Annotated in this window: 16 protein-coding genes; 4 read left to right on the forward strand and 12 right to left on the reverse strand. The window is 48.3% G+C overall.

Annotation, left to right across the window (positions count from 1 at the left end; translation table 11 throughout):
- Window positions 1–30: 30 nt before the first annotated feature.
- Window positions 31–924: a LysR family transcriptional regulator ArgP gene (locus BN1044_RS12915; RefSeq protein ID WP_043490926.1), complete on the forward strand. Its 894-nt coding sequence runs from the start codon at window positions 31–33 to the stop codon at window positions 922–924.
- 75 nt (window positions 925–999) lie between these two features.
- Here the strand turns inward: BN1044_RS12915 and BN1044_RS12920 are convergent, their stop codons facing one another.
- The 7 genes from BN1044_RS12920 to tkt form a co-directional block, all read right to left on the reverse strand.
- The gene (locus BN1044_RS12920) at window positions 1000–1719 is read right to left on the reverse strand and encodes an oxidative stress defense protein (protein WP_040046197.1); all 720 of its coding nucleotides are present in this window, start codon (window positions 1717–1719) and stop codon (window positions 1000–1002) included.
- Window positions 1720–1864: 145 nt separating this feature from the next.
- The gene (gene argO, locus BN1044_RS12925) at window positions 1865–2482 is read right to left on the reverse strand and encodes an arginine exporter ArgO (RefSeq protein WP_072309055.1); all 618 of its coding nucleotides are present in this window, start codon (window positions 2480–2482) and stop codon (window positions 1865–1867) included.
- 201 nt (window positions 2483–2683) lie between these two features.
- Window positions 2684–3550: a small-conductance mechanosensitive channel MscS gene (mscS, locus tag BN1044_RS12930; RefSeq protein WP_072309056.1), complete on the reverse strand. Its 867-nt coding sequence runs from the start codon at window positions 3548–3550 to the stop codon at window positions 2684–2686.
- 264 nt (window positions 3551–3814) lie between these two features.
- Complete coding sequence (gene fbaA, locus BN1044_RS12935) at window positions 3815–4894, reverse strand: class II fructose-bisphosphate aldolase (RefSeq protein WP_072309057.1); 1080 nt, start codon at window positions 4892–4894, stop codon at window positions 3815–3817.
- A gap of 145 nt (window positions 4895–5039) precedes the next feature.
- Complete coding sequence (gene pgk, locus BN1044_RS12940; RefSeq protein ID WP_072309058.1) at window positions 5040–6203, reverse strand: phosphoglycerate kinase; 1164 nt, start codon at window positions 6201–6203, stop codon at window positions 5040–5042.
- A gap of 40 nt (window positions 6204–6243) precedes the next feature.
- Window positions 6244–7287, reverse strand: a complete 1044-nt coding sequence (gene epd / locus BN1044_RS12945) for an erythrose-4-phosphate dehydrogenase (RefSeq protein WP_072309059.1) — start codon at window positions 7285–7287, stop codon at window positions 6244–6246.
- A 323-nt stretch (window positions 7288–7610) separates the two neighbouring features.
- A complete protein-coding gene (tkt, locus tag BN1044_RS12950) occupies window positions 7611–9605 on the reverse strand; it encodes a transketolase (RefSeq protein ID WP_072309060.1) in 1995 nt (664 codons plus the stop codon).
- Window positions 9606–9856: 251 nt separating this feature from the next.
- Here tkt and BN1044_RS12955 point away from each other — a divergent pair, with 251 nt between their 5' ends.
- Window positions 9857–10612 (forward strand): metalloprotease LoiP, encoded by a 756-nt coding sequence (locus BN1044_RS12955; RefSeq protein ID WP_072309061.1) that lies wholly within the window; start codon window positions 9857–9859, stop codon window positions 10610–10612.
- Between the two features lie 180 nt (window positions 10613–10792).
- Window positions 10793–11545 (forward strand): metalloprotease LoiP, encoded by a 753-nt coding sequence (locus BN1044_RS12960; RefSeq protein WP_072309062.1) that lies wholly within the window; start codon window positions 10793–10795, stop codon window positions 11543–11545.
- A 71-nt stretch (window positions 11546–11616) separates the two neighbouring features.
- Here the strand turns inward: BN1044_RS12960 and fdnI are convergent, their stop codons facing one another.
- The 5 genes from fdnI to speB all read right to left on the reverse strand — a co-directional run bounded on the left by fdnI (window position 11617) and on the right by speB (window position 18317).
- Window positions 11617–12267 carry a formate dehydrogenase-N subunit gamma gene (gene fdnI / locus BN1044_RS12965; protein WP_072309063.1) on the reverse strand — a complete coding sequence of 217 codons (651 nt, stop codon included), beginning with the start codon at window positions 12265–12267 and terminating at the stop codon, window positions 11617–11619.
- Entirely contained in the window at window positions 12260–13162 is a 903-nt protein-coding gene (gene fdxH / locus BN1044_RS12970; RefSeq protein WP_072309064.1) for a formate dehydrogenase subunit beta, read from the reverse strand. Before fdxH ends, fdnI begins: the two co-directional genes overlap by 8 nt.
- Window positions 13163–13174: 12 nt before the next feature.
- Window positions 13175–16222: a formate dehydrogenase-N subunit alpha gene (gene fdnG / locus BN1044_RS12975; RefSeq protein ID WP_139130941.1), complete on the reverse strand. Its 3048-nt coding sequence runs from the start codon at window positions 16220–16222 to the stop codon at window positions 13175–13177.
- A 299-nt stretch (window positions 16223–16521) separates the two neighbouring features.
- The gene (locus tag BN1044_RS12985; protein ID WP_139130942.1) at window positions 16522–16941 is read right to left on the reverse strand and encodes a hypothetical protein; all 420 of its coding nucleotides are present in this window, start codon (window positions 16939–16941) and stop codon (window positions 16522–16524) included.
- A 455-nt stretch (window positions 16942–17396) separates the two neighbouring features.
- A complete protein-coding gene (speB, locus tag BN1044_RS12990; protein WP_046459071.1) occupies window positions 17397–18317 on the reverse strand; it encodes an agmatinase in 921 nt (306 codons plus the stop codon).
- A gap of 640 nt (window positions 18318–18957) precedes the next feature.
- On the opposite strand from speB, the gene BN1044_RS12995 reads away from it, so the two are divergent.
- Entirely contained in the window at window positions 18958–22740 is a 3783-nt protein-coding gene (locus BN1044_RS12995) for a fibronectin type III domain-containing protein (RefSeq protein ID WP_168780268.1), read from the forward strand.
- Window positions 22741–22838 lie beyond the last annotated feature (98 nt).

Here is a 22838-nt window from a genome sequence, read left to right on the forward strand (position 1 = left end):
AAATCATAAGAGCAGGGGACGAAGAACAACATGAAACGCCCGGACTACCGGACTTTGCAAGCACTGGATGCGGTAATACGCGAACGTGGCTTTGAGCGTGCGGCACAAAAACTCTGTATAACTCAGTCAGCGGTTTCACAGCGAATCAAGCAGTTAGAAAACCTGTTCGGTCAGCCCCTACTGGTTCGTACCGTCCCTCCTCGCCCAACGGAACAGGGACAGCGTTTGCTGGCTTTGTTGCATCAGGTTGAGCTACTTGAAGAGGAGTGGCTAGGCAACGATAGCAGCACCGATGGCCCGCTACTGCTCTCTCTCGCCGTCAACGCCGATAGTTTGGCAACTTGGCTGCTGCCTGCCTTAAAACCGGTGCTGGCGGATTCACCGCTGCGCTTGAACCTTCAGGTTGAAGACGAAACGCGAACTCAGGAACGACTCCGTCGTGGTGAAGTGGTCGGCGCGGTGAGTATCCAGCCACAGCCACTACCTAGCTGTTTAGTCGACCGCCTTGGTGCGCTTGATTACCTGTTTGTGGCGTCACCGACTTTTGCTGCACGTTACTTCCCAAATGGCGTGAACCGTTCTTCCCTGCTGAAAGCTCCAGCCGTCGCCTTTGACCACTTAGACGACATGCATCAGGCGTTCCTGCAACAGAACTTTGATCTGCCGCCGGGCAGCGTACCGTGTCACATCGTCAACTCCTCTGAAGCCTTTGTACAGCTAGCATTGCAGGGAACCACCTGCTGTATGATCCCGCATCTTCAGATCGAAAAAGAGCTGAAAGAAGGCTCGCTGATAAACTTAACTCCCGGTATGGTTCAGCGCCGTATGCTTTACTGGCACCGCTTTGCACCAGAAAGCCGCATGATGCGCCGAGTCACCGACGCGCTGCTTTCTCACGGGCACAACGTACTGCGCCAAGATTAAGCGACCCATGGTTGCTATAAAAAACCATAAAAAAAGCACACTGCGAGGTGTGCTTTTTTGCGCTATCAGCAGCCGTTATTTATTCAGGCTGAAGACCACATCAACCTGATCGTCAAACTGGATAGTTTGCTGTTCATAGGTCTGCGCAGCAGAGGTCTTTTGCATTGCGTCAGCCGCCATATACATACGGCTTACTGGGGCTGGCTGGTAGTTAGATACGTGATAACGAATGCTGTACACCGGTCCAAGCACTACGCCAAAACCTTTTGCCAGAGACTGGGCCTGACTCACTGCATTTTTGATCGCTTCCTGACGTGCCTGTTCGCGATAAGCTTCTGGCTTAGCAACGCCTAACTCAACGGAGCGAATTTCGTTGAGATTCGCTTTCAATGCACCATCCAACAAACCATTCAGTTTATCCAACTGGCGCAGAGTGACTTGCACGCGGCGATCCGCACGATAGCCTTTCAGCTCGCTTTTGCCGTCTTTCAGGTAATCGTACTCTGGCTGAGTGCTTAAGTTAGCCGCACTGATGTCTTTTTTCTCAATACCGTTGGTATTCAGAAAATCAAAATATTTAGCTACTCGCTGATCAACCTGCGTCTTGGCGCTCGCCGCATCTTTTGCAGAAGCGGTAACTTGGAAAGTCAGCGTCGCAATATCAGGAGTTGCGTCTACGCTTGATGTTCCAGAGGTCACTAGATGTGGTCCTTCTGGCATTTCAGCCGCCTGAGACAGCGCGGGTAACGCGCTTAATCCCATCACTGCAACCATCGCTAAGGCTTTTAGCTTCATGGTGTCTCCTTGTAGACATACTCGATGTTTAGTGGTTTCAACTGCCGGTATATGGCGCTGAAAGATGGACAACATCCTGAACTAAAAAAAGCGCTAACGCATTAGGAACAATCCAGAATTTTATCCATCAACCGCCAACTACACCTTACAAATGTAGCCCATTTCTTGCCAACTGTAGGGCAATAACCCACATCACACAGGCAACCAGAAGATTAATCACCCGTTGAGCTTTGGGCGTACTTAACCACGGTGCTAACCACGCAGCGAGCAATGCCAATGAAAAGAACCAAATCGCAGAAGCGCTGACGGCACCAAAAGCAAACCAACTGCGAGCGTCCACTGAGAGCTGTCCACCTAGGCTGCCTAAGACGACGAACGTATCTAAATAGACATGCGGGTTAAGCCATGTCACGGCCAGCATGGTCACAACAATCCGCCAGCGGCTTTGCTGCGCCACGTCAGCCCCCGTTTGAATCCCCTCTTTCGCCATTGCCGCACGAAAAGCGCCCCAACCATACCACAGCAAAAATGCCACTCCGCCCCAAGTCACTAGCATCAACAACAAGGGTGACTGACTCAATAGCGCGCTACCACCAAAAATACCGCCGCAGATTAAAACGATATCACTGAGCGCGCATAGACAAGCAATCATCAGATGATACTGCCGACGGATCCCCTGGCTTAAAACAAATGTATTTTGTGGGCCCAGTGGCAAAATCATGGCTGCGCTCAGGGCAAAGCCCTGTAAAAAAACAGAAAGCATGGGTAGTTCCTCGAAAATATAGCTGCGCCCCAAAGAGAAGATGGGCCGGAATGGCAGCGATATTACGCCGAGATGTTAAGAAGAGGAAATGGATGATTCTTATCGGGGATTAGAGCAGCTAATAGAGGGGAAATATAACGCGATCCCCCTCCCAACGCTTCCTTTGCTAAAGGACGGTTATGGAGGGGCACTCGCTAAGGATTATTCCTGTCCAGCCTTGCGCACAGCGGTTTGATACAGATGAACATCCATTTGCGGGAATGGAATTCCAATATTATTGGCATCCAGACCACGTTTGAAGTTTTCCATCAGATCAAAATAGACCGGCCAGTAATTAGCATTCGTCGTCCAGACTCTCACCACAAAATTCAGCGATGAAGCCGCCATTTCATTCAGTCGAATGGTCACACCTTGGTCTTGCATAATACGTTTATCAGCAGCAACAATATCGCCTAATACTTTTTTGACCAGATCGATATCCGCATCGTAGGCCACACCAACGGTAATATCTACGCGGCGATTTGGCTCACGGGAATAGTTAATAATATTGCCAGCAATGATTTTCCCGTTGGGTACCACGATAGTTTTATTATCCGAAGTTAGCATGGTTGTAGAGAAAATCTGAACATCTTTCACCGTACCGGAAACACCGCCAAGATCAACAAACTCTCCCGTGCGGAACGGACGGAATAGAACTAACAATACGCCTGCAGCAAAGTTAGAGAGTGAACCTTGCAATGCCAGACCAACGGCTAAGCCTGCGGCACCAATCACCGCAATAACGGAGGCTGTTTGCACACCAATACGACCTAATGCCGCAATAATGGTGAACGCCATAATGCCGTAGCGAACTAATGCTGAAAGGAAATGAGCGACTGTGAGATCAACGCCGCGCGCCTTCATTAGACGGGTAATTGCACCAGAAACAATTTTGGCAATAATCGAACCGACAATGAAGATAACAATCGCAGCAACAATATTCACTGCATACTGAATTAGTAAGTCCTGATTTTTCACTAACCAGTTTCCAGCACTATTAATTCCATCGGCAACGTTCAGGTCTTTCATAAACCATCCTTCCTTTAACAAATCAAAAGTAGCGCAACATGCTCAATTTATGCCGTTTTGTACGGCATGTTTGTGTAAGGTTAACGGACAATGCGCTATACGCCAACTAATCAAAGCTTAAATAACAATAATTGGGATTAGTCGAACCAACCATTACGAATATTTTAGCCATAATAAAAATACAAAAAAAACACCCTAACGAGAACGCTAGGGTGTTTTAATTTCGTCTATCACACTAAGCAAATTAGCGTGATGCAACAAGCATTACAGAACGTCTTTGCAGTTCAGTTCGTCAAATGCCAGTTCCAGACGAGCAATCATGCTAGTCTGAGCGGCACGCAACCAAACGCGTGGATCGTAGTATTTCTTGTTAGGTTTGTCTGCGCCTTCTGGGTTACCCAGCTGGCCCTGCAGATAGCCTTCGTTTTTCTTGTAGTAGTTCAGAATACCTTCCCACGTTGCCCACTGGGTATCGGTATCGATATTCATTTTAACTACGCCGTAGCTGACCGCTTCTTTGATTTCTGCAGCAGTAGAACCAGAACCACCGTGGAATACGAAGTTCAGGCTGTTGTGTGGCAGGTTGTGTTTCTTAGAAACGTATTCCTGAGAGTTATGCAGGATTTTTGGCGTCAGCTGTACGTTACCTGGCTTGTATACGCCGTGTACGTTACCAAAAGAGGCAGCGATAGTGAAACGTGGGCTGATTGCGTTCAGTTTAGTGTACGCGTAATCAACGTCTTCTGGCTGAGTGTACAGCGCAGAGCTATCCATATGGCTGTTATCAACGCCATCTTCTTCGCCACCGGTGCAGCCCAGTTCGATTTCCAGCGTCATGCCTAATTTAGACATACGGGTCAGATACTTGGAGCAGATCTCGATGTTTTCTTCCAGAGACTCTTCAGACAGGTCGATCATGTGAGAAGAGAACAGTGGTTTGCCAGTAGCAGCGAAATGTTTTTCGCCAGCGTCCAACAGGCCGTCTAACCATGGCAGCAGTTTCTTAGCGCAATGGTCAGTATGCAGGATCACTGGAACACCGTAGTGTTCAGCCATCTGGTGTACGTGATGCGCACCAGAGATTGCACCCAGGATTGCAGCACCCTGAGGAACGTCGGTTTTCACGCCTTTACCAGCGATAAATGCAGCACCGCCGTTTGAGAACTGAACGATAACCGGAGCACGTACTTTAGAAGCAGCTTCCATTACCGCATTGATTGAGTCTGTACCAACACAGTTAACTGCAGGCAATGCGAAATTGTTTTCTTTAGCGATCTGGAAAACTTTCTGAACATCATCACCAGTGATGACACCCGGTTTAACAAAATCAAAAATTTTAGACATGTTACGTCGTCCTGTTTCGTGGGCCGTAAGTAAAAAATAAATCGTTTTCAGCTACTTGCTACACGCTTATCACGAATATCGCAATGGAGCATCGTGTATCCAAATAGATAGAACAACGGGAGGCTCGGCCTCCCGTTACGGTTCATTACTGCTTAGCACGTTCTTCCAGCATCACTACCGCTGGCAATTTTTTGCCTTCAACGAATTCTAAGAATGCGCCGCCGCCAGTAGAGATGTAGGAAATTTTGTCTGCGATACCGAACAAATCGATAGCTGCCAGAGTATCACCGCCGCCCGCGATAGAGAATGCTTCGCTATCAGCGATTGCTTGAGCAACGATCTCGGTACCTTTACGGAAGTTAGGGAACTCGAACACGCCGACTGGGCCGTTCCACAGAATGGTTTTCGCATTCTTCAGAATCTCAGCCAGCTGGTGTGCTGAAGCATCACCCAGATCCAGAATCTGTTCGTCATCTTTAATGTCATTTACTGATTTCAGCGTTGCAGCCGCAGTTTCAGAGAACTCGGTAGCAACACGTACGTCGGTAGGTACTGGGATATCACAGGTAGTCAGCAGTTTTTTCGCTTCATCAACCAGATCGGCTTCGTACAGTGATTTGCCTACGTTGTGGCCTTGAGCAGCAACGAAGGTGTTCGCGATACCGCCACCAACAATCAGCTGATCCGCGATTTTAGACAGAGAGTCCAGAACGGTCAGTTTGGTAGAAACTTTTGAACCACCAACGATAGCAACCATTGGGCGTGCTGGGTTACCCAGCGCTTTGCCCAGTGCTTCCAGCTCTGCAGACAGCAGAGGACCCGCACATGCGATAGGTGCAAATTTACCTACGCCGTGGGTTGAAGCCTGTGCACGGTGTGCAGTACCGAATGCGTCCATGACGTAAACGTCACACAGCGCGGCGTATTTTTTAGACAGGGTTTCGTCGTCTTTCTTTTCGCCTTTGTTGAAGCGAACGTTTTCCAGAACAACCAATTCACCTTCTGCAACGTCAACACCGTCCAGATAGTCTTTAGCCAGACGAACTGGAGACTTCAGGTGGTCTTTCAGATAGTTAACAACTGGCAGCAGAGAGTACTCTTCGTTGTATTCGCCTTCGGTAGGACGACCCAGATGGGAAGTAACCATTACACGAGCGCCCTGCTTCAGAGCAGCTTCGATAGTTGGCAGCGACGCACGAATACGCGCATCAGAAGTCACTTTGCCTTCTTTAACTGGAACGTTCAGATCTGAACGGATCAGGACACGTTTACCAGCCAAATCCAAATCGGTCATCTTAATTACAGACATGGTGAACCCTCTCGTTGATTCTCTTAAAGTTGCTTGACCGTCACAGCTGCACAGGCGGCTGTGCCGTACTGGAAACCGCTTGGAACATCGCCAGCGTAGTATCTAACATACGATTGGCAAAACCCCATTCGTTGTCACACCAGACCAACGTTTTTATCAAGTGTTGACCGCTGACGCGCGTCTGCGTGCCATCAACAATGGCACTGTGCGGGTCGTGATTAAAATCGGTCGAAACCAGTGGTAATTCTGTATAGTCAACTATACCACGAAATGAGGTGCTTGCTGCCTTTTGCAGTAGGTGGTTGACATCACTCACCTTTACTGCGGCCTGCACGCTAACGCTCAAATCGATTGCCGTAACGTTAATCGTCGGCACTCGCACTGAAATCGCTTCAAAGCGATCGCAGAACTTAGGAAAAATGCGGGTGATACCAGCGGCCAATTTCGTGTCGACGGGAATTATCGACTGGCTGGCCGCGCGTGTCCGACGCAGGTCGGAATGATACGCATCTATCACCGGCTGATCGTTCATTGATGAGTGAATCGTTGTCACCGTGCCGGATTCAATCCCAAACGCATCATCGAGCAATTTAATGACTGGGATAATGCAGTTAGTCGTGCAGGATGCGTTAGACACAATGTGGTGTTCTGGCTGCAACTCCTGCTGGTTCACACCGTAGACTACGGTCGCATCGAGATCGTGGCTGCCTGGATGGGAGAACAAAACTTTTTTGGCTCCCGCCATAATATGGGCTTCGCCATCGGCTCGACTGCCATAAACACCGCTACAGTCGAGTACGATATCCACACCCAGTTCACGCCACGGTAAATCTGCAATCTGCTTCTCATGCAGCAGACGAATTGTGTCATCGCCCACCCACATCGTATCCCGCTCCTGGCGGACATCCCAAGCAAAGCGCCCGTGACTGGTGTCGTATTTCAACAAATGAGCCATGCCTTCAGCATTTGCCAATTCATTTATCGCTACCACGGACATCTCTACTCTACGGCCGGATTCGTATAACGCGCGTAATACGCTGCGTCCGATACGGCCAAAACCGTTTATTGCGATGCGAATAGTCATATCACTCCCTGCGCCAAACGCAGTTTAAAACGAAAGTTTTAAGGCGAGAGCATAGAGTAATCCAGCATCGAAAACGATGGAAATCCCGCTGTCACATAATCCTGATAATTGATGCTTCATCAATCAACTGAAACGCTTCAGCTAAGAATAAACCAAAGCCTCAATAAAAGAAATAACCGCAATAAAATGGGCGTTATGCCTCGCTTTCTTTCGCTTAAAATGTGCTATAGCTCACAAATTATGGGTATTAAAGCGCGCCGCTAAGCATAAAAAAACGGGACTGCCCTGCGGCAATCCCGTTTTTATCAGCGATAGCTACCGAATTATTTCAGCAACGCTTTCGCTTTAGCCACTACGTTGTCTACGGTGAAGCCAAACTCTTTGAACAGCAGCTCAGCTGGCGCAGATTCGCCGAAGGTAGTCATACCTACCACGGCACCGTTCAGGCCAACATACTTGTACCAGAAGTCAGCGATACCGGCTTCAACAGCAACGCGAGCGCTAACTGCCGCTGGCAGTACGGACTCACGATAGGCAGCATCTTGCTTATCGAAGACTTCAGTTGCAGGCATGGAAACTACGCGAACTTTACGACCTTCCGCTGTCAACTGATCTGCAGCGTTCACAGCCAGCTCAACCTCAGAACCGGTCGCAATGAAGATAAGCTCTGGCTGACCAGCGCAATCTTTCAGGATGTAACCGCCGCGAGAGATGTTAGCCACCTGCTCTGCCGTACGATCCATCTGAGCCAGATTCTGACGCGAGAAGATCAGCGCAGATGGGCCATCGTTACGCTGAATAGCGAACTGCCATGCAACCGCAGATTCAACTTGGTCACATGGACGCCACGTGTTCATGTTTGGTGTCACGCGCAGGCTAGCCATCTGCTCAACCGGCTGGTGAGTTGGGCCATCTTCACCCAAACCGATAGAGTCATGGGTATAAACGAAGATATTACGGATTTTCATCAGCGCAGCCATGCGAACGGCGTTGCGCGCATACTCCATAAACATCAGGAAGGTCGCGCCGTATGGCAGGAAACCGCCGTGCAGAGCAATACCGTTCATGATGGCTGACATACCGAATTCACGTACACCGTAATGGATGTAGTTACCGGCCAGATCTTCGTTCAGCGGCTTAGAACCAGACCACATGGTCAGGTTACTTGGTGCCAAGTCAGCAGAACCACCTAGGAATTCAGGCAGCACTTTCCCGAAAGCTTCCAGCGCGTTTTGAGACGCTTTGCGGCTTGCGATTTTCGCTGGATTGGCTTGCAGGTGATCGATGAATTTCTTGGATTCTTCAGCCCAGTTAGCTGGCAGCTCACCGCTTACGCGACGTTTGAACTCAGCGGCCAGTTCAGGGAATGCAGCCTGATAGGCAGCAAATTTCTTATCCCAAGCACTTTCTTTGGCTTTGCCCGCTTCTTTAGCATCCCACTGAGAATAGATTTCCTGAGGGATTTCAAACGGAGCGTAGTTCCAGCCCAGAGCTTTACGGGTTGCTTCAATTTCAGCGGCCCCCAGTGGCGCACCGTGAGCTTCGTGGGAACCTGCTTTGTTCGGTGAACCGAAACCGATGGTAGTTTTGCACATCAGCAGAGATGGCTTGTCGGTCACTTTACGTGCGTCTTCGATAGCCGCTTTGATCGCGTCGCTGTTGTGGCCATCTACGCCACGGATAACGTGCCAGCCGTAAGCTTCAAAACGCTCAGCGGTATTATCGGTGAACCAGCCTTCAACGTGACCATCGATAGAAATACCGTTGTCATCATAGAACGCGGTCAGTTTGCCCAGCTTCAAGGTACCCGCTAAAGAGCAAACTTCATGAGAGATGCCTTCCATCATGCAACCATCGCCCAAGAATGCATAGGTGTGGTGATTGACGATATCGTGACCTGGGCGGTTAAACTGCGCGGCCAAAGTACGTTCAGCAATCGCCATACCCACCGCATTCGCGATGCCCTGACCCAGTGGGCCAGTGGTGGTTTCTACGCCTGGGGTATAACCGTATTCAGGGTGACCTGGAGTTTTAGAATGTAACTGACGGAAGTTTTCCAGCTCGGTGATTGGCAGGTCATAGCCAGTGAGGTGCAACAGGCTATAAATCAACATAGAGCCATGGCCGTTAGAAAGCACAAAGCGGTCACGATCGGCCCAATTTGGATTGGTCGGGTTGTGATTCATGTAATCGCGCCACAGGACTTCCGCGATATCAGCCATACCCATAGGGGCACCTGGGTGACCAGAATTGGCTTTCTGCACAGCGTCCATACTGAGTGCACGGATCGCATTGGCAAGCTCTTTACGAGAGGACATGTTCTACTCCAAGTCGGATTTAAAGAAATAGGGTTCGGGGTATTTTCTCAGACTACGTATGAAAACAGCAATCCCTAAGGCTAAATGAGTCGATGAAGTCTCATTATATTTCTCTTAATAGCAGATTAATCCGCTTTCATACGGGGTCTGTATAGACAGAATACATACTCAATGACAGCCCATTTGGTGCTGGATACACTATCACAGATCGTCATTCAATCTCTGGAAAGACTGCACCCAAGGAAAATAACATGAACAAAATAACACTTCCTCTTATCGCTCTAACAGCCTCTACCTTCCTCAGCGGCTGCCAAAACATGAATGCTGAAGGCCTGATGCAGTCTGGCGCACAGGCCTTTCAGGCAGCAACGCTTTCTGATGCTCAAGTCAAAGCTTTAAGTGAACAGTCTTGTGCGGAAATGGACAGCAAGAACCAAATCGCTCCTGCGGACAGCACCTATGCCAAACGCCTAGCGACCATTTCTAAAGCACTGGGCAGCGACATCAATGGTACCCCAGTCAACTATAAAGTCTACGTGACGAAAGACGTCAACGCGTGGGCCATGGCCAACGGCTGCGTACGTGTTTACAGCGGACTTATGGACATGATGAATGACAACGAAGTCGAAGGCGTGCTTGGGCATGAAATGGGCCACGTTGCATTAGGCCATTCACGTAAAGCGATGCAGGTGGCTTATGCCACCACGGCTGCGCGTACCGCCATTGCCGCCAGCGGCGGCGTTGGTGCACAGCTATCCCAATCACAGCTTGCCGATCTGGGAGAAAAACTGGTGAATTCACAGTTCTCACAAAAACAAGAAAGCGAAGCCGATGACTACTCTTTCGATCTGCTTAAAAAGCGCGGAATCAACCCGGTTGGGCTAGCCACCAGCTTCGACAAACTGGCCTCACAGGAAGCTGGGCGTCAAAGCAGCATGTTTGACGATCACCCATCCTCTCTGGCCCGTGCGCAACACATTCGCGATCGCATCGCCGCAGAGCAATAATATTCCTAGGCTCCGATATCATTTCGGAGCCATTTTCCACTTATCTCCCGGCCGCAAAATTGCTTCTCTTTTAATCGTAAATTAACTACTTCCAGAATGTACCTAATGATAGTCTCAGCCGATTTTATTGCATAAAAATCATACAATTAACCTATCATTTGTCAACGGAAGATAAAGATAATGAACATTAAAACGCTTATCGCGATAGCAATCGCATCAGCCACATTAACCGGCTGTGAGCACATTAATACCCAAATGGCCGCGCAGTCTGGCGTACAAGCGATTCAGGCCGCAACGCTCAGCGATGCAGATGCAAGATCCCTCGCGAATCAATCCTGTAAAGAGTTGGATAACCAAAGCCAAATCGCCAGCAGCAAAAGCAAATACACCAAGCGCTTAAACAAAATTGCGAAGGCGATGGGTAACAACATCAACGGCATGCCGGTTAATTACAAGGTGTACATGACCGATGACATCAATGCCTTCGCGATGGCAAACGGCTGTATTCGCGTATACAGCAGCTTGATGGACATGATGACCGACGATGAAATTGAAGGCGTGTTAGGCCATGAAATGGGGCACGTTGCACTTGGTCACAGCCTGAAAGCCATGAAGGTCGCTTATGGCACCATCGCGGCAAGAACGGCAGTAGCCTCCACCAGCGGCGTAGCCGCCGAACTGTCACAAACGCAGTTAGCCGATCTGGGCGAAGCGCTGATCAACTCGCAATTCTCACAGCATCAAGAATCTGAAGCCGATGACTTCTCATATGATTTCCTGAGAAAGCACAAGCTGAACACGCTGGGGCTGGCAACCAGCTTTGAGAAACTGGCCGAGCTCGACGGTGGCCGTAAAGGCAGCATGTTTGATTCACACCCACCATCAACCGAACGCGCACAGCACATCCGCGATCGTATCGCTGCAGACAAATAAAATCTGCCGCATAAAAAAACCGCAGCTTTGCTTTAGCTGCGGTTTTTATTTAACGAAGAAAACAAAACGAGCTAGTCGTCGGCTTTCTCGCCTTTCGCTTCTTTGGCTTCGATTTCACGATACCAGCGTGGATGATGCTTACGCGCCCAGCGACGGCTGACTTTACCTTCCACCATACCTTTGATCGATCCCTTAACCCAGAAAGCCATATACATATGGATCAGGATCGCGTGGATCAGCACGATTGCCGCAGCCGCATGGATCAGCAGCGAATAACGCACCATTTCGATCGGGAAGTGCTGGGCAAAATACGGACGCCAGATAATGATGCCGGTGATCAGCAGCACGAAAATCAGACTCATGATGCTCCAGAACATCATTTTCTGACCGGCGTTATATTTACCCACGTCAGCAACTTCGTGCTCATTGCCTTTGAGCACTTCAACGATGTTCACCACCCACGGCACGTCTTCACGTTCAGGAATGTTGTGCTTCACAAAACGGAAGAACATAAACATCAGCGCCACAAAAATCAGCACGCCAAAGAATGGGTGCATGATGCGCCCCATCTGCGGTGTACCAAACGTTTGTGTCAGCCACTGCAACGTTGGGAAGAACAGTGCGATGCCAGATAGCGAGACCAAGAAGAAACAAATTACCACCGTCCAATGACAGGCACGGTCGATGAATTTGGTACGAACGATCATTTTACTTTTACTCATGATGGTTCCCCTTCTCGTCATCACTCTCTTCTTCGTCGCTCACCTCTTTGTTCGGACCCACACCAATATAGTGATAAATCAAACCGGCAAAGGTTGCGATAAATCCAGCGACTGACAGCGGCTTCAGCACCCCTTTCCACAAACCAACCGCCATATCGATCTTCGGATCTTTCGGCAGGTTGTGGTACAACTCTGGCTTATCCGCATGATGCAGAACATACATCACGTGAGTGCCACCAACGCCTTCAGGGTTATAAATACCCGCGTGCTCAAAGCCACGTTTTTTCAGCTTCTCAACGCGCTCGCTTGCCACTTCCAGCATCTCTTTCTTGCTGCCGAAATGAATCGCGCCGGTCGGACACGTTTTCACGCAGGCAGGTTCTTGTCCCACGCTCACGCGGTCAACGCACAGCGTGCATTTGTACACGCGGTTGTCGTCTGGATTTAAGCGAGGAATGTTGAACGGACAGCCCGCAATGCAGTAGCCACAGCCGATACAGTGCTCAGACTGGAAATCTACGATACCGTTAGCATACTGAATGATCGCACCAGCCGACGGGCATGCCTTCAGGCAGCCCGGATCGGTACAATGCATGCAGCCATCCTTACGGATGAGCCACTCCAGCTTGCCGTTTTGCTCAACTTCCGAGAAACGCATCAGCGTCCAAGATTTAGCGCTCAAATCGGCAGGGTTATCGTAAACCCCGACGCAGTGGCCTACCTCGTCACGAATATCGTTCCACTCAGAACAGGCTACCTGACAGGCTTTGCAGCCAATGCAGGTAGACACGTCGATAAGCTTAGCCACTTCTTCTTTGTAGTCGCGAGCCTGCGGCGGCGGCGTTAAGGCATTAGTCGCCGAACGCTTGATAATGTCTTGTGATTGCATGGACATAAGTTCGGCTCCTTACACCTTTTCCACGTTAACTAAAAACGCCTTGTACTCTGGCGTTTGCGAGTTAGCGTCGCCTACGAACGGAGTCAGGGTGTTGGCGATAAAGCCTTTGCGCGCCACGCCTTCAAAGCCCCAGTGAATTGGAATACCAACGGTATCCACTTCCTGACCATTGACCTGCAAGGTACGCAGACGGCGAGTCACCACCGCTTTCGCTTTGATAAAGCCGCGTTTGCTGCTGACTTTCACCGTATCACCGTGCTCAATGCCTTTCGCTTTGGCCAAACCTTCGCTAATTTCTACGAACTGTTCAGGCTGAACGATGGCGTTAAGGCGCGCATGCTTCGTCCACGTGTGGAAATGCTCGGTCAGACGATACGTGGTACCGACATAAGGGAACTCAGCTTTGCTGCCCATACGTTTGGCATCCGCTTCATACAAGCGAGCCGCAGGGTTAGAGATAACGTTTGGATGCAGTGGATTAGTGCCCAGCGGTGTTTCAAACGGCTCGTAATGCTCAGGGAATGGCCCTTCCGCCATCTTATCGATGGCAAACAGGCGACCCAGGCCTTCCGGCTGCATGATAAACGGTCCGACGCCGCTGCCCGGTGCGGCGGTGTTGTAGTCTGGAATATCGTTTCCGACCCATTTGCTACCATTCCACTCGATCAGCATGCGCTTAGGATCCCACGGTTTACCCATTGGATCTGCCGACGCACGGTTATAAATAATGCGGCGGTTCAACGGCCATGCCCAAGCCCAGCCCAGCGTATTGCCTAAGCCTGACGGATCGCTGTTATCACGATTCGCCATCTGGTTGCCCTTGCTGGTCCAGCTACCGGCATAAATCCAGCAGGCGCTTGCCGTGGTGCCGTCATCGCGCAGATGAGCAAAGGTATCCAGCAACTGACCTTTCTTGGCTAACAACGTGCCGTTAGCATCGTACAAATCGGCCAACGCATAACCGTTGTTTTCTTTCGCCACTTCTTCAGATTCAGGATGATCTGGCTGCTCATAGCCCCAGCCCATTTTCAGCAACGGCTCAACGCCTTTACCGCCTTCATTCTGATACATGGTGCGCAGGCGATGGTACAGACCGGCAAGAATTTCGCCGTCGTTACGCGCTTCACCTGGGGCGTCTGCGCCTTTCCAGTGCCATTGCAGCCAACGACCTGAGTTCGCAATCGAACCATCTTCTTCGGCGAAGCAGGTTGAAGGCAGACGGAAGACTTCAGTCTGGATCGATGCCGTATCAACCTCGTTCATCTCACCGTGGTTTTGCCAGAAGTTTGAGGTTTCTGTCACCAACGGATCGATAATCACCAGATATTTCAGCTTAGAAAGCGAATCAACGACCTTATTCTTATCTGGGAACGACGCAACGGGGTTAAAGCCTTGGCAGATATAGCCGGTGACTTTGCCCTGATCCATCATCTGGAAGTACTTCATCACGTCGTAGGACTGATCCCACTTCGGCAGCCAATCAAAGCCCCAGTTGTTTTCTTTCTGCGCATCGTCACCATAGAAAGCCTTCATCAAGCTGACGAAGAATTTCGGGTAGTTACCCCAATAGTTAACCTGACCCGGCAGCGTCGCTTTTGGCGTATTGGCGGCAAGATAGGTTTCGAGATTGGTGTGCTTTTCCGATGGCAGCGTCAAATAGCCCGGCAGGCTGGTAGACAGCAAACCAAGATCGGTAAGACCTTGAATATTAGAGTGACCACGTAAGGCGTTAACGCCGCCACCGGCCATCCCCATGTTGCCTAACAGCAACTGGATCATCGCCATGGTGCGGATGTTCTGCGCACCCACGGTGTGCTGAGTCCAACCCAATGCATACAGGAACGTGGTGGTGCGGTCAGCCGCGCTCGTAGAAGCCAGCACTTCGCAGATTTTCAGGAAATCCGCTTTTGGCGTGCCGCAGATGTTTTCCACCACGTCCGGCGTATAACGGCTAACGTGCGCTTTCAGCAGGTTCCACACGCAGCGCGGATGCTGCAAGGTGTCGTCGCGCTTGGCGTAGCCATTTTCGTCGAACTGATAGTTCCACGTGGTTTTGTCGTACTGACGTTTAGATTCGTCATAGCCGCTGAACAAGCCGTCTTCAAACGAGAAATCATCCCGCACCAGCAGGCTGGCATTGGTGTAGTTTTTAACGTATTCAGCGTTAATTTTGTTGTTAGAAATCAGGTACAACAAAACGCCCGACAGGAAAGTAATGTCGGTGCCAGAGCGGATCGGCGCATAAATATCCGCCACAGAAGCGGTACGGGTAAAGCGCGGATCGACCACAATCAGCGTGGCGTCATTGTTGTTTTTGGCTTCCATCGCCCAGCGGAATCCGACCGGATGCGCTTCAGCGGCGTTGCCACCCATCACCATAACAACGTTGGCGTTTTTGATATCAACCCAGTGGTTGGTCATCGCACCGCGACCAAATGTTGGAGCAAGACTTGCTACCGTTGGTCCGTGTCAGACGCGCGCTTGGTTATCAACCGCCAACATGCCCAGTGAACGGGCGAATTTTTGCGTTAGCATACCGGTTTCATTGCTGGCCGCAGAGGCGCACAACATGCCGGTTGAAAGCCAGCGGTTAACCGTGACGCCTTCGGCGTTTGTCGTTTCAAAATTCTTATCACGGTCGTTTTTCATCAGCTTGGCGATGCGCTCAAAAGCATCGTCCCAGCTAATGCGCTGCCATTTATCAGAGCCTGGCGCACGGTATTCAGGGTAACGTAGACGATTTTCACTGTGGATGTAATCCAGCAGGCCAGCACCTTTCGGGCAAAGTGCGCCACGGTTTACCGGATGATCCGGGTCCCCTTCAATGTGAAAAATCGTTGATTTCGCGTTCTTGGCACCATCGCCAAGGCTATACATCAATAACCCACAGCCAACAGAACAATAGGTACAGGAGTTACGGGTTTCTTTTGCACGCAGCAACTTATAGTTACGTGACTCCGCCAGCGCCATAGTAGGAGTGAATCCTAAAACTGCCGCTGTTGTACCAGCCATCCCGCCGGCGCAGATTCTAAAAAACTGTCTGCGACTGACGTCCATTGCCATCCTCATTGCTTCAATGATGTTTTTGTCAGCGGCAAACTAACAGTTACAACCCTGCTCATATTGAGTCAAATCAAAAAATAGAACTATTCACTCAATATTTACCCCTTAATAAGTAGAAAGGGTAACGTTTCGTTAACTCCTATGGCACACAGAGTAAGGATTTGTAGGATTTATCTGCAACTAAGTAGTCATTCAAAAAATTAGATTAAAAAAGTGATTTACTGTTAAAAAGACAGCGACTGGCGCCGCTTTACAGTATCAATAGACCCATGAGCTGTTGGCATAGCAATTGATTACTGGCTGATCGCAACTAAATCAATATGGCGGGCGTTACTCTGCAGACTTTTGACTAAAACACGGTTGGTGAACTCAAACACTCGACCAGTAACATTTATCTTTATTCTATTACCATCACAGGTAATGTTTGCACTTCCAACATCGCTAATTAATACGGGTGCAGGAAACTGTTTTTTGTCTTTCAACGAAATGACGCGATGCTCCATCAAGTAATATTGATAGAAAAAAGGAACTGTCGCACCGCCGGTATCATCAAGTAGCACACTCACGTAAACACCATCACAGGCCTGATATGATTTAACCAGATGGCTATTATTCAATTGGTCAGAATCAGAAAATAAATATAATAGGGCTAAAGCCCCACAAATAAACCCTCCAATAAATAGCATAATTTTAATAACCATTTTCTCTCGCATAGCGGATACCCGCTTCAATCATCTCTTGATCGCTAGGATCATCACCAAAAGGATATTCCCCCCAACACTGCGTCCCCTTAGCGGCGTTTAAGGCCTTGTGCGTTCGGTGGTGCAGTAGGAACTTTTGTCATAAATTATTCCCAAAAAAAATAGAATTGATATTTATATAAATCATTAGAATGATTAAACATAATTATTTCAACCCCATCCTAATAGAGTAATTATATTTAATTCCGAGAGACTAACCTCATATTTAAAACATTCTATTCAATATTGAAAAATCTTGTTTACACTTTTTTATCCCACACCGCCAACGTTGTACCCTACCTTTATACCGAGCATCTTATTCTGTTCTTATCACATGAGTATCTACAACGATGAGGCGAAGAAAATAACCATCCATAACGAAAAAAGGCGGCCCGAAGGCCGCCTTGATATCAGTATAAACGCGAGGATTACTCGCCTTTTTTATCTGCCTGAATGTAGAGCATTTCCAGCGCCAGCGTTGCAGCGGCCAAAGCTGTAATTTCAGATTGGTCGTAAGCCGGAGCGACTTCCACCACGTCCATACCGACGATATTAAGATCTTTAAGGCCACGTACCAGTTTGAGCGCACGATCAGAAGTCAGCCCACCAATAACAGGAGTACCGGTACCTGGTGCAAAAGCAGGATCCAAACAGTCGATATCAAAGGTCAGATATACCGGCATATCGCCTACGATCTGTTTGATCTGCGCTAACACATCATCCACGCCACGATCGTTTACCTGTGCGGCATCCAACACGGTAAAACCATTATCGCGATCGAATTCAGTACGAATACCGATCTGCACCGAGTGGTTTGGATCGATCAGACCTTCGTTAGGTGCATGGAAAAACATCGTACCGTGATCGAATTTGCTGCCGTTAGCATAGGTGTCAGTATGCGCATCGAAATGCACCAGCGCCATCTTGCCAAAATGCTTAGCATGCGCACGCAGCAAAGGCAGGGTTACAAAGTGGTCACCGCCGAAAGTCAAACAGCGCTTACCAGACTCCAGCAGTTTCTCTGTATGCGCCTGCAGAGAGTCGCTCATGTCCTGCGCATCACCGAAGTTAAATACGACGTCGCCACAGTCAACCACGTTTAAGCGATCGCGCAGATCGAAGTTCCACGGCCAGCGGTTGCCTTCCCACGCCAGATTAGTAGAGACCTGACGAATTGCCGCAGGGCCATGACGCCCACCAGCACGACCTGAAGTCGCCATATCGAAAGGTACACCGGTGATAACCCAATCGGCATCGCTGTCGTATGGCTGGAAGTTCAGCGGAAAACGCAGGAAGCCAAAGGCGTTAGAAACCAGTGAGTTATCGGGTTTATTGCCTAGGGTGCTCATAATCAATCCTCGTAAAAGGCCGCAGTTGTTGCTGGCCGAAGTCAAAGTACCGATGAAAAAAAATCCCTTCCGCGTCGTTAGCCCGACGAGAAAGGGATTTATTGTTCGCTTTTAAAGCTGCTGTTGGCAATTATCGCCGCAAACTTTCAACTCTTCAAGCCCGACGTGAGTCTTTATCTACCCTGAAAAACAATTGTATAAAAGGTCTTTTTTCTCAAAGAGATAACAGCAAAGAACTCAGCTACTAAATAAGATATTTATAAAAATTAAAAATATTACTAATTCATAGAAGAACACTTATTAATAAATGTATTTATGTTTACACGCCTAGTTTATTTAATTTTAAATAGCTATGAGCTAACTTTTATTATTTAAAGTTATTTGAATAAATTTAATTCTATTTTTTTATGAGGAATATGTATCTAACATTGATATTGCATTTCAACCCAAATAAAATCAGGAATTAGATATCATGTCAAATAACACTAATATCACCTTCAATGCAAAATGGATAAATACTTCATCATATGTTGGAGTATTTGAATTTGAACTCACTAATAACACCGGAGAGATGCTCATTAATCCTGAAATTACAATAGACTTTGGAGAAGATTCATATATTGAATATAATGATGGGATTATGTTTACGCCCTCTTATGGTAGCTTAGTGGGTTACTTGGAAGAGCCTAATGTTGCTAATAATCAAACAGTGACTTTCTCGGTCACCGCTAATGACTCATGTGGTATGTCTCCTGTGGCTTATTGGGTAAATGGCCTCAACGCTATTAATAGCGTTGCCAGCACAGATACCGACGCACAAACAAAACCCACTAACCTGAAATTCTCAAGTGTGGGTGCGAACAGTTTTACGTTGAGCTGGGATGCACCGACTGGCGATGTCGATCACTATGATGTAGCCTATCAACCAGAGGATGACCCTCAGGCCGCATTACAAATCGAGACCACGGAAACTCAGGTCACCATAAATAACCTTATGGAGACAACCTCATATATCATCGCTATTGCTACTTTCGATACCCCTGACAATTGGACATCAATCGTTGAAGCAAATGTGACCACCACCGCCCAAACACCTGATACCACTGCACCTACCGCACCTAGCAATCTGAAGTCTGCCAACATTAGCGTTAACAGCGTTTCTCTAAGTTGGGATGCAGCAACCGATGACGTTGGCGTCGACCATTATGTGGTGACCTACCAACCAGTGAGCGATACTCAGGCTGCACTTGAAATTCAAACCACCATCACCAGTGTTATTTTGAGTAACCTAACGGCGGAAACAAATTACGCTATTTCGCTAACTGCCGTAGATGCCGCAGGTAACCAATCACCTGCAACCACCGCTACGATTAAAACAGCGACCCCCTCTGCTGATACCAGCGCGCCTTCTGTACCTAATGGCCTCGGCGTTAGTGCTATTACCGATACCTCCTTAACGCTAACATGGAAAGCATCAACGGATAACGTTGGTGTTACCGGCTACAAAGTCAAATACACCTCAGCCAGTGGTAGCAGCGTCACCAAAGATGTCATCACGACAACCTGTGAACTAACCGGCCTGACTGCCAATACAGTATATAGCCTAAGCGTAGCCGCCTATGATGCCAATAATAACGTTTCCGCCTATTCTGCGATCATCACGGCAACCACTCAGGCACCGCTAGCCACGACCACCAGTTTTGCGCCTTATATCGATGTCACGATCAATGCAAACTGGGGGACAAATCCTCCGGGGATCAACACTAGCCTGGTTTCCGATGCCATTGCCCTCGGAGTGAAGAAATTCCATCTGGCTTTTCTCGTACAAGATCGTGCCTCTAACCAGTTAGTTTGGGGCAATACTTATTTCCCATACAGCGCTGTTAAGCCAGTCTGCGACATTATTCATGCAGCTGGCGGCGAACCGATTGCGGCGTTTGGCGGCGCCAGCGGCACCGATCCTTCAGTTACCCAAACTCAAGCTGATCTCACCACTATCTATCTCAACTTGAAAAAAGATTTCGGTATTCAGCATATCGATTTTGATTTTGAAAGCGCGGGGCAATACAACTACAAAGTGGCGTTCCCTGCCGCATTGGCAGCGCAAAAACTGGATCCAACGCTGTGGTTTAGCCTGACGCTACCGGTGATGCCAACAGGGTTGACCGGTGAAGGTATTGCCATGATCACTTATGCTAAGCAGATCGGTCTGGCACTTAACGTGCAAATTATGGCGATGGATTACGGCGCATCGGGTCTGGATATGGGGGCGGCGGCCGTGAGTGCCATTGATGCCACGAAAAATAACCTATCCAGCATTTATCCAGATAAATCCTCTGCTGATCTCTACAAGATGATCGGTGTGATCCCTATGATTGGCCAGAACGATACCGCTGGTGAAATGTTTAGTTTTCAGGACGCCACCAAAACGGCGCAATATGCAAAACAGCACAGCCTAAATCTGGTTTCAATGTGGTCGCTTGGTCGTGACTTCCCTGGTATGGGTGATTTATCCACCTGTACGCAGAATTCGGCACAAACCAAAAACTATGAATACACTACAACGTTTTTGAATGCCATTGGGAATGAACCTGAGCCAGAGCCAGAACCTGAACCTGAGCCTGAGGAAGACCAACGTAATGTTTTTCAGGTTGAACAACATGGCGACCCCTATGCACTTAACGATCTGCAGCGCCGTCAATCTGTTCCTGCGCCAATTCAGCCAACAGGCTATTGGGCCAAAGCCGGCAGCGTATTGACCGTTGAGTATGCTGTATCAGGTAATACACCAACAGATGCACCACAAATTTGGATCCACTGTATTGTCGAGGGATACGATGAGGCTCAACAATATTATAGCGATAAGCAAAAAATACCGCTTGAAGTTGGGGTCAATAAAATCAACGTCGCACAAACTGGCGTAGTATATATTGCATCTAATAATATTCCTGACCCTGCGGTAAATATGAAAGTCACTATTGTTAGTGGTGGAAATCTGATGCCGGTTTTTGTATTAGGCAGAGATGATGCCAATGCGAAACAATGGCTGAAAGATGTTGCACAGGCCGTCAGTAAAAACACATCACCTTACGCAGAGTTGGTCGGGAAGCGTATGATCATTACCCTCCCAATTCACGAATTTAAAAGTAATGTCACCGATCCCGTCGCAATATTAAATTCATGGGATAAAATTATTGATTGGGCTGAAACACAATACGGGCTGACACAAAATGGCCCATATCCGAATATTGCAACCGCCGTGCGTTATCACTTCTTTACTAAAGCCGATAGCACGGGCGGATACATGAGTTCAGCTAACGAATGGATAGCGACAAATCAGGACGGCATCAAAGATATCACGGACAATATTAATCTATCGTGGGGACCGTGGCATGAACTCGGCCACCAGTATGAAGTTATTGCCTTTCAGACAAAAAGTGAGGTTCTCGAAAATCTGACCTCTTTATACGTCCAGAGGGAACTGGGGCTCACTTCACGCCTGCTGGCGGATAACTGTTGGCAACGTACTCGTGATTATCTGCAGCAATCGGGCAATAATTACGATGCTGAAGAGGATTTATGGACAAGCGTCACCATGTTCTGGCAGCTTGATCTCACCTTCGGAAAGGATTTTTATCAACGCCTAACTGATAATATTCGCATGCTTTCGGTATCTGAGTTACCTGATAGCGATGAAGAAAAAAAATCTTTATTCATTGCGTTAGCCTGCAAGGTTTCAGGTTTTGATTTATCGCCATTCTTTGAACAGTGGGGATATCGCTCAACCGCGAAAGCCCCTGTCAATTTAGCAAAAATGAAGTTAAAGAAACTCAACGACAAGATTTGGCTCAATGAAGATGAAAAAGTTCTTTATCGTTATTCACTCGAACAGCAAGGCATTTCAGGACGATTATCACTGCCATTAACGGTTTTGATAGGAGAGGAATTTACGGTACAAGCCATAGTGACAAACCGTCCAGATGCGGAGTTAAGCTATAGCTGGAAAACGCCTGAAGGATTCGAATTAGTTTCTCATAATGGCCCGACCGCCGTTTTCCGCTCCGCTGCAGAATGTATTGCCAACGCCTACGTTAGCGTCGTGTGTGCGGTATCAGATAAAGACAATACTATAGATATGGGTGCTAAAATTCAGCTGAAATCCCCAGGAGAACAGCAACGGCCCGAAACTATCTATTGCGCACAAATACTGAAACGTTATGGAAAAGATAAGCTTCACACATGGGATGATAGTAATCCAACTGGCACGCCAGGTGATATATATCTATATCACAGCGCGGGTAGCTATCGATTCTTCCAATTACGCAATAAAGATTACTGGTATTTCCCAACAACGAAAAGTAGCAATAGTGACTGGTCTTATATTGGTGAATACAATACGGATATATACCTAGCCAATAAATAGTTTGATCTTATTTTAAAAATAATAAATCCCAGACTGTCACACTGTCTGGGATTTTATTTTTAGTCATTCGACACTACTACGTAATCCTATCCTCGAAT

It is taken from the genome of Hafnia alvei (assembly GCF_900095695.1).
Lineage (GTDB): Bacteria > Pseudomonadota > Gammaproteobacteria > Enterobacterales > Enterobacteriaceae > Hafnia > Hafnia alvei_B.